Raw genomic sequence first — 9,570 nt, 5'->3', positions numbered from 1 at the left:
AAAGAAATAACAAGTTTTCAGCATTTTAAAATTGATAGTCATCGGATTTCAGCAGACAAATCATTTTATTTGAGTGCTAATATGTCAGGTAAACTCTATAAAGGTTACGGTGAAAGTTTAGTGCCGATTTATACTGATACACCAATTAGCCCTTTTAAACCTTATGATTTAGCTATTGCAGGAAATTATTTTTTATCAGTAGGAAATACCATTACAGGCACAGATGATGTGGCTAGCACAAATCTTATTATCAACCCGGTAAATCCGGAAAAGCATAAAAAAAGCAGCTATGACGGGGTAACGTTATGGGATAAAAATACTTTAAAACCGATTGCAAGATTGTGGGGGAATAATGGAAGTACCGCGGGCACACTCAGCCCGGACGGTAAATGGGTCGTTACCGGTAGTGAAAATTATGGTCGTTATATGTGGTCGACAGAAAATCCTAATTTGCGTATTTCATTAGCTTATGCAGAAGACGGTGTTTTTGATAAAAAAACAAAGAAAACAGATAAAAGCCAGTTGTTGCCAGTTCCTGAAAAATTTAAAAATAAGCAACTTTTAGGCATTAGTCCTACCATAGCTTATGCATTCGTAACGGAAACCGAGTTTATTCAATTTGGAGAATCAGGAACTAAAAATGGTTACGGTTATGAAATTACCCCGCTTTATACTGTAGGTGATCCTTGGATAAAGGCTTATGTGGAAGTTGGTAATGATCCTGCAATTTCTGCTAATTCGTATAGTCGTAATCTGAGTATTTCTTCTTCCCCACAAGCCCATATTTTAGTCACAGGGCAAGCCACGGGCGGCGGGATTAATGTGTATAAATATCACCCTGATAAAATGGAACTGGAAAAAATCTGGGTGGCGGATTAGTTAAAAAGTGCGGTTGAAAAATAAAATGTTTTTCAATCGCCTTTCTTTTATTGAAGAAGTGTTTCCTCTTCCCCCAAAGCCCATATTCTTGTCACAGGGCAAGCCACAGGCGGCGGGATTAACGTGTATAAATATCATCCCGATAAAATGGAGCTGGAAAAAATCTGGGTGGCGGATTAGTTTAAAAGTGCGGTCGAAAAATGAGGAGTTTTATTGTCTAATTTGTCTTTTTATCATCGCAAACAGCCCTGAAAAATTAAGCAAGTTTTTCGGTTATGACGAACGCATTATTCATGCCTTTGGTTCAGGTTATGATGACAGTTTTTATTATTATCAGCTCAAAGCCCTGCCTGAAGATATATTGCCTGCACCGATTATGTTGACTAATTGGGAGATTGACGGGTTTAAAGAGCAAAAATGGTTAGAAACACGAGAAAATTTAGCGGGTTACGTATTACAAACCTATCCTCATCTTGTGGCACAAGAAAAATTAGGAGAATTACTGGATTATTTAAACGAGGCTTATAAGAAAAATTATCAAGCTCGAGATGCAATTATGAAATATGCTGTGGCAAAATTAGTTGCAAAAGCCAAACAGTATGATTTTGAGATGGCAGAAATGCGTTTAACACAACAATTTAATGAACTGGCTAATGTAGCAAATCAGTTATGGTCAGATATTGTAGAGGAATAATTATGTCAACCGATAAAACCACGCCTTCTATCAATTTAAACAAGCGTTATCCTGCACCGGATTCATCACCTGCCGATAACATTGTAGCGCAATGCAACCCCGGTTTACGTGTGTTGCCGACACGGTTTGCCTTAACCACGCAGGCATTGATATCATTAGCAAAAACAGGCAAAGCCCCAAGCTCTACATTAACGCGCGTTCGAGCCGATGACGAATATGACATTCGTTTGTTGCGAGATGGTTATGTTTATATTCTTGCATTAGGTGCAAAAACAGCCTATGCCGAAATAACAACAAATGCACCTGCAAGCTATGATGATTGTAATGCGTGGTATGTCTATCGCTATCATTCCCCTGATATGGATATTAATGATTATAGTGAAGATGTGCCGCTGCCTTATCATTTTAATCAATATATCGGTGAGCCTAATTCGTGGAAACTGTCAAAAATCGGCAATCCTTATATCACCTTGCCTGAAAATGTAACTAATTTTTACATTCTTTATTCCGATATAAAATTACCGCAGGCACTCTTAACACAACTTGAAAAAGATAAAACCACACGTAACGAATGGATGCACTATGTAAATAGCGCGCAATCGGGTAGCTTTGTTAATTCGCTTAAATTGTTAAATAGCGAAATACAGGATTTTATCAAAGGAACGTCAAAAGTTGATGATGAAACAAATGCTTATCGCTTAACACCGATAGGCTATCACTCTGATTACGATAATTTAATTAAGCGTATTTGGTGTGATGGCGTTATTGTCGCTTTAGATGACCCAATCGGTACGGCGAGAGATATAAGCGTTTATCACTATTATTTAGTGCAGCAGCGCAATAAACTCTTGCGAAAATATCAATATGCCTTTGCAACGGCACAACATATTGATGCTTATGTCAAACAGCAATATTTTTATCAATATCAACAATTTGAAAAAGAAAACTACTCACCTTCGGCAAGTTTTGGCACAATAACGCGAAAACCAAGCGTTAATGCAATTTACCAAAGCTTAGGGATTGCAGAAGAACACCTTACTCACAACGGCGATGCCGAAATCCTTGCAACATTGAAAAATGAATTTAATCTTGATGAAGAATTAATCGGTATTAACACCATTAATAAATTGGCTAATTTAATTGGGCGATACGGGCAAGATTTCAAAAAACTGGTTAATGCGTGGATCGCATTTATCACTAACCCGGCATTGCTTAATCGCATGCGAAGAATTGAACAATGTTTAACGAAAACAGATGCACATACCGCAGAATATTGGTGCTTATGCCAACATGGCTTGCTCTTTGGGCTTGATTTATCCGCTTTCGGCGCAAACGCAATGATTGCCGCACTTGAAGAAAATAATGCGGACTTACCTCTGCCTGAACAAGCACAATTTGAACCTGATAATGCGAAGAAATTGCGTGATTTAACCATCAATTACGATAAAGTGATCGCCCTATTAGCCAACGTGGCGGAAAAAGTAACCTTTAATATGGCAACCTATGATTTGTTTGTGGATATTTGGGCAGACAAAGTCATGTATAGCAAAATAAGAAAAGGGAATAAATCGCAAAAAAGACCGAGATTAGTATATTCTTCCTTAGTGGCGGTATTTCAGGCACATCCAAGTGCCAAAGAGATCCGTAGCGGAAATGTAGGAAAATTGCCATCAAATGGAAGACACTTTGCTTTCGGTGAAATTCATGCAAAATTAACAGAGCCAAGCTATCGTCTATTTCAAGTCACAGAAACCTTGTCGGGGGTAACAAAACTAAGCCGTTATGCCCCATTATTAGCTTATTTTAATGAAAATACGGCACGCACAACCGAAGGGCAAATGGCAAATGATCCTGTATTGAATAGCTTGTATATGCTCACCGCCTTTTACTCACCCGAAGGCGGCTTAGGTTCGCAAGCAAAACAGGCAATCGACACATTCCGCCAACAGGTTTCAATTTCATCGGTAACAGGGGAAATTGATATTGTCAATGCCACCAAATCCGCACGACAAGGCTTAATGGTACTTAAAACCACCTTATTAAGTGTGAGTTCGGCAATCACCGCTGTGGGGGCATTGTTTGAATACGGCATTTGGGAAGAAGCACGCTATAAAGGCGATACCGTTGGAATGCTCAGTGCAGGGCTTCGCGGGGGCGGTATGTTAATGGTCGAGCTTGGCGGTGCATTGGTTGCAGCGGCGAAAGTCAGCACTGCATCGGCACTGGTTATCGGGGTGGCTTATGCCGGTTTAGCCTTAGGTGCGGTGGCGGTGATCGCAGGGATTATATTGGCGTTTTACTCAAGTGATGATATGGAAACGTGGGTAACAAATGGGTTTTGGGGGAGTAGTAAATTGTATTGGGGCGGGATTAATCCAAATACTCTATATGAATGGCTTGGTACGAGAAAAAGGCCAAAGGCATTTTTAGATCAATTTACAGATAGCCAATTTGAAACTTTATCAGGCGAAGTTTATGCTTATTATCAATTAGAAATGCAACGTTATTATCAATTTGCCCAAAAAATTGAAATTAATGCCATAGATAAATATACTTTTGAGGTTAGTCATTATTTATTGCAATACCCTGATATTGCTCAAAAAGTTACGGTAACTAAATTAATGGTAAATGATTTAGGAGCAAAACATTTTGAACAACCGCAAAATATTATTTTGGATACGGCAAATCAAAAGGTAACTCTGCAATATCCAAAAGGGAATGGGTATGACACAAGAATAACCCATACTTCAGAGAATGATAGTTTTGATTTAAGCAAGCAAATCATTCATTATCCTGAGCGGGATATAAAGAAAATACAAATCCAGGTATCAATGCCTGATTTTGTGGGTTCAAAAACGCAAATTAAATCAGCACTTACCCCCTTTAAATTTAAGGAGTAAAAATGAATAATAAAGCATTACTCGGTTGTTCTATTCGGCAATGCAACAAAGATGAAATAGAAATCAGACAGTCCTTTATTGATGGCTATTTAAGAGGATTTATTCGAGCAATATTAGTGGGCTTGCTTATTATGGAGGTCTGTATAATAGAAACAAAAGAACGTTCTCGTTATCCTTTTGAATATATTGTTACAACCATAAGGGAGGATTTTAAGTGGGCTTTTTATCCGGATGAACAAATTATGCCGAATTATAAAGATCACATAAGAATTAGAAGCCAAGATGAGTTTAAAAAACAATATCCGAATTCACCAATTATTCCTTATGAAGAATATAGAGAGGAATATATTAAGGCATGGCATTGGGAAAGAATAAGAGCATATTTCCATTTTATTTGGCCTCTTTTGTTATTGTTGCTTATTTGTTTCCCTCGTGCTCGAGGCATTCGCGTAAACCGCAAAAAGCGTATTATTTATTGGCAAACCACTAACCCAAAACCACATATTGCTTATGTGCCGGAAAAGGGCGACCCGTTAAGCGGTTTGCTTTACAATCAATTTGGTCTCTATGCTTTTGGTGGCGGTGTGCATTTTTCATTGCAAATTTTATTTAAAGATTACAATAACCCCCAAAAAGCGCCCTCCTATGCCTTTTTTGGCGTGTATCCCACACCCAATAAAACGCATAATGCAGACATTTTAAACGCTATTCGTGCCTATTTAATGGAAGATAACCCCGAATTTTTACAATATATCGGCAAAAGTTACCGCACTTTTACCGCACCACCGCTGATTGCGTTTTGTAATGCCTTAAGTTTTGCCATTCCCTTTAATCGCAAAAAAGCAGAGAAAGGCATCGCCCAAGCCTTTAATGACTGGCAACAGCCCAGTGCTCCAAAAAGAGCATGGTTTAGAGCAATGCAAAAAGAGCAAGAACTTATCAACCAAGATTATAAACAAGATAATCTTGATAATGAGGTGAAATGGGAGCAGAGTAAAGAGGAAATAAAATGAACAATAAGGCTTTACTCGGTTGTTCAATTCGCCAATGTAACGAAGATGAAATAGAAATTAGACAGTCCTTTATTGATGGTTATTTAAGAGGATTTATTCGAGCGGTATTAGTGGGCTTGCTTATTATGGAGGTCTATATAATAGAAACAAAAGAACGTTCTCGTTATCCTTTTGAGTATGTTATAAGCAGTATAGAAGATAATTTTAATTGGACTTTTAGAGCAGATAAATTTATTCAACCGATGTATGAAGATACTATCAAATTTTATTCCAATCAGAATATGATCGATAAATATAAATTGTCAGGATACGATGAAACATATGATGAGTATAAAAATGAATATATAAGAAAATTCCATAAATATGATTTTTTATATTTTTATGGCACTATGTTTATACTGGCAATAATAGTTTTATTAATAGCTTTTCCTCGTGCCCGAGGCATTCGTGTAAACCGCAAAAAGCGTATTATTTATTGGCAAACTACCAGCCCAAAACCACATATTGCCTATGTGCCGGAAAAGGGCGACCCTTTAAGCGGTTTGCTTTACAACCAATTTGGCCTCTATGCCTTTGGCGGCGGTGTGCATTTTTCATTGCAAATTTTATTTAAAGATTACAATAATCCGAAAAAAGCGCCCTCCTATGCCTTTTTTGGCGTGTACCCTACACCCAATAAAACGCATAATGCAGACATTTTAAACGCTATTCGTGCCTATTTAACGGAAGATAACCCCGAGTTTTTGCAATATATCGGCAAAAGTTACCGCACTTTTACCGCCCCACCGCTGATTGCCTTTTGTAACGCTTTGAGTTTCGCCATTCCCTTTAACCGCAAAAAAGCAGAGGAAGGCATCACCCAAGCCTTTAATGACTGGCAACAACCCAATGCTCCCAAAAGAGCCTGGTTTAAAGCAATGCAAAAAGACCAAGAAGCAATAAATAAAGAATATAGAGACGAAGACGGCTTGGAAAATGAAGTCAAATGGGAAGTGCAAAAAGAATAAAATCAACACTGACGATTTTTACCTTTTAAAGAGAATATTAAAATGAATTACACATTGTTAGGTTGCTCAATTCGCCAATGTAACGAAGATGAAATAGAAATCAGACAATCCTTTATTGATGGCTATTTAAGAGGATTTATTCGAGCGGTATTAGTGGGCTTGCTTATTATGGAGGTCTATATAATAGAAACAAAAGAACGTTCTCGTTATCCTTTTGAATATATTGTTGAAAATGTAAAGGAAGATATTAACTGGGCATTCAATACAGATAGCATACTAATACCAATGTATCAAAATTATACAAAGCACTTTGATGACCCCGATGAACTGTTTAAAAGTTTAAAAAAAGAAAGTTATTATGAATATAAAAAATCATTCTCAAAGCATTATATATCAGCAAGATTTTGGATTGTATTCCATATACTTTGGAGCTCAATATTAACTTTATTAGTATGCTTTCCTCGTGCTCGAGGCATTCGTGTAAACCGCAAAAAACGCATTATTTATTGGCAAACTACCAGCCCAAAACCGCATATTGCTTATGTGCCGGAAAAGGGCGACCCGTTAAGCGGTTTGCTTTACAATCAATTTGGTCTCTATGCCTTTGGCGGTGGTGTGCATTTTTCATTGCAAATTTTATTTAAAGATTACAATAATCCGAAAAAAGCGCCCTCCTATGCCTTTTTTGGCGTGTACCCCACACCCAATAAAACGCATAATGCGGATATTTTAAACGCTATTCGTGCCTATTTAACGGAAGATAACCCCGAATTTTTACAATATAACGGCAAAAGTTACCGCACTTTTACCGCACCACCGCTGATTGCGTTTTGTAATGCCTTAAGTTTTGCCATTCCCTTTAATCGCAAAAAAGCAGAGAAAGGCATCGCCCAAGCCTTTAATGACTGGCAACAACCCAATGCTCCAAAAAGAGCCTGGTTTAGAGCAATGCAAAAAGAACAGGAGCTTATCAACCAAGATTACAAACAAGATAATCTTGATAATGAGGTGAAGTGGGAACAGAGTAAAGAGGAAATAAAATGAACAATAAGGCTTTACTCGGTTGTTCGATTCGCAAATGTAACGAAGATGAAATTGAAATCAGACAATCCTTTATTGATGGCTATTTAAGAGGATTTATTCGAGCGGTATTAGTGGGCTTGCTTATTATGGAAGTCTATATAATAGAAACAAAAGAACGTTCTCGTTATCCTTTCGAATATATTATTGAAAATATAAAAGAGGATTTTACATGGGGATTGAATACGGATACTATTCTTATTCCTATGTATGAAAGTTATATTCAAGAATTTGATGAACCAGATGCATTATTTTCACTTCTAAAGAAAAAGTCTTATGAAGAATATAAAATGCTATATAGAGATAGTTATACATCAGCAAGATTTTGGATTGTATTCCATATACTATGGATTTCAATATTAGCCTTATTAGTATGTTTCCCTCGTGCTCGAGGCATTCGCATAAACCGCAAAAAACGCATTATTTATTGGCAAACTACCAGTCCAAAACCGCATATTGCCTATGTGCCGGAAAAGGGTGACCCTTTAAGCGGTTTGCTTTACAACCAATTTGGGCTCTATGCCTTTGGCGGCGGTGTGCATTTTTCATTACAAATTTTATTTAAAGATTACAATAACCCGAAAAAAGCACCCTTCTATGCTTTTTTTGGCGTGTACCCCACGCCCAATAAAACGCATAATGCAGACATTTTAAACGCTATTCGTGCCTATTTAACGGAAGATAACCCCGAGTTTTTGCAATATATCGGCAAAAGTTACCTCACTTTTACTGCACCACCGCTGATTGCGTTTTGTAACGCTTTGAGTTTAGCCATTCCTTTTAACCGCAAAAAAGCAGAGGAAGGCATAGCCCAAGCCTTTAATGACTGGCAACAACCCAATGCTCCAAAAAGAGCCTGGTTTAGAGCAATGCAAAAAGAGCAGGAACTTATCAACCAAGATTATAAACAAGATAATCTTGATAATGAGGTGAAATGGGAGCAGAGTAAAGAGGAAATAAAATGAACAATAAGGCTTTACTCGGTTGCTCTATTCGGCAATGCAACGAAGATGAAATTGAAATCAGACAATCCTTTATAGATGGCTATTTACGCGGTTTTATTCGTGCTGTACTAGTCGGCTTACTTATTATGGAAATAGCTATAATCAAAAATAATGACCGATCTCGTTATCCTTTTGAATATATTGTAGAAAGTGTAAAAAGAGATGTTGATTGGACATTCAATCCCGATAAATTAATTATTCCTAATTATTTAAGATATAAAAAACTATTTGAAAATCCTGAATACTCAGCTATGGAAAAAGAAGAAACATACGAAGAATATAAACTCCCTTATTTAGAAAAACAAAAGTTTAGATGGCTTAAAATAATTTTTCATATCTTTTGGGTGTCTATTATCATTTTTCTTATTTGTTTCCCTCGTGCTCGAGGCATTCGCGTAAACCGCAAAAAACGCATTATTTATTGGCAAACTACTAACCCAAAACCGCATATTGCCTATGTGCCGGAAAAGGGTGACCCCTTAAGCGGTTTACTTTACAATCAATTTGGCCTCTATGCTTTTGGCGGCGGTGTGCATTTTTCATTGCAAATTTTATTTAAAGATTACAATAACCCGAAAAAAGCGCCCTCCCATGCTTTTTTTGGTGTGTATCCTACACCCAATAAAACGCATAATGCAGATATTTTAAATGCTATTCGTGCCTATTTAACGGAAGATAACCCTGAATTTTTACAATATATCGGCAAAAGTTACCGCACTTTTACTGCACCACCGCTGATTGCCTTTTGTAACGCTTTGAGTTTCGCCATTCCCTTTAATCGCAAAAAAGCAGAGAAAGGCATCGCCCAAGCCTTTAATGACTGGCAACAGCCCAACGCTCCAAAAAGAGCCTGGTTTAGAGCAATGCAAAAAGAACAGGAACTTATCAACCAAGATTATAAACAAGATAATCTTGATAATGAGGTGAAATGGGAACAGAGCAAATAGGAATAAAATGTTGCCGATTAGGTAATTTTTCTTGATAAATGGTAAG

At 37.3% G+C, this 9,570-nt stretch carries 7 protein-coding genes and 1 pseudogene; all 8 read left to right on the top strand.

The genetic code is table 11. The features are described 5' to 3' along the window. Window positions 1-879, top strand: an 879-nt coding sequence (locus tag EDC44_RS06530) for a WD40 repeat domain-containing protein (RefSeq protein WP_131976576.1), incomplete at its 5' end; no start/stop codon positions are given. A 57-nt stretch (window positions 880-936) separates the two neighbouring features. Continuing rightward, a pseudogene (locus EDC44_RS13215) lies at window positions 937-1,059 on the top strand (WD40 repeat domain-containing protein); the annotation flags it as partial. A gap of 516 nt (window positions 1,060-1,575) precedes the next feature. Next, window positions 1,576-4,473 (top strand): toxin VasX, encoded by a 2,898-nt coding sequence (locus tag EDC44_RS06520; RefSeq protein WP_131976574.1) that lies wholly within the window; start codon window positions 1,576-1,578, stop codon window positions 4,471-4,473. Between the two features lie 2 nt (window positions 4,474-4,475). Beyond that, window positions 4,476-5,486 carry a hypothetical protein gene (locus EDC44_RS06515; protein ID WP_131976572.1) on the top strand — a complete coding sequence of 337 codons (1,011 nt, stop codon included), beginning with the start codon at window positions 4,476-4,478 and terminating at the stop codon, window positions 5,484-5,486. Further along, entirely contained in the window at window positions 5,483-6,493 is a 1,011-nt protein-coding gene (locus EDC44_RS06510; RefSeq protein ID WP_131976569.1) for a hypothetical protein, read from the top strand. The genes EDC44_RS06515 and EDC44_RS06510 overlap by 4 nt, the downstream gene beginning before the upstream one ends. 42 nt (window positions 6,494-6,535) lie before the next feature. After that, window positions 6,536-7,537, top strand: a complete 1,002-nt coding sequence (locus tag EDC44_RS06505; protein WP_131976567.1) for a hypothetical protein — start codon at window positions 6,536-6,538, stop codon at window positions 7,535-7,537. Beyond that, window positions 7,534-8,538: a hypothetical protein gene (locus EDC44_RS06500; protein ID WP_131976565.1), complete on the top strand. Its 1,005-nt coding sequence runs from the start codon at window positions 7,534-7,536 to the stop codon at window positions 8,536-8,538. Before EDC44_RS06505 ends, EDC44_RS06500 begins: the two co-directional genes overlap by 4 nt. Next, window positions 8,535-9,524: a hypothetical protein gene (locus tag EDC44_RS06495; RefSeq protein WP_131976563.1), complete on the top strand. Its 990-nt coding sequence runs from the start codon at window positions 8,535-8,537 to the stop codon at window positions 9,522-9,524. Before EDC44_RS06500 ends, EDC44_RS06495 begins: the two co-directional genes overlap by 4 nt. Window positions 9,525-9,570 lie beyond the last annotated feature (46 nt).

The sequence above is a fragment of the Cricetibacter osteomyelitidis genome (assembly GCF_004340985.1).
GTDB classification, from domain to species: Bacteria; Pseudomonadota; Gammaproteobacteria; order Enterobacterales; family Pasteurellaceae; genus Cricetibacter; species Cricetibacter osteomyelitidis.
The sequence above is the reverse complement of the archived record's forward strand: the minus strand, read 5'-3'. Positions and strand labels throughout refer to the sequence as shown.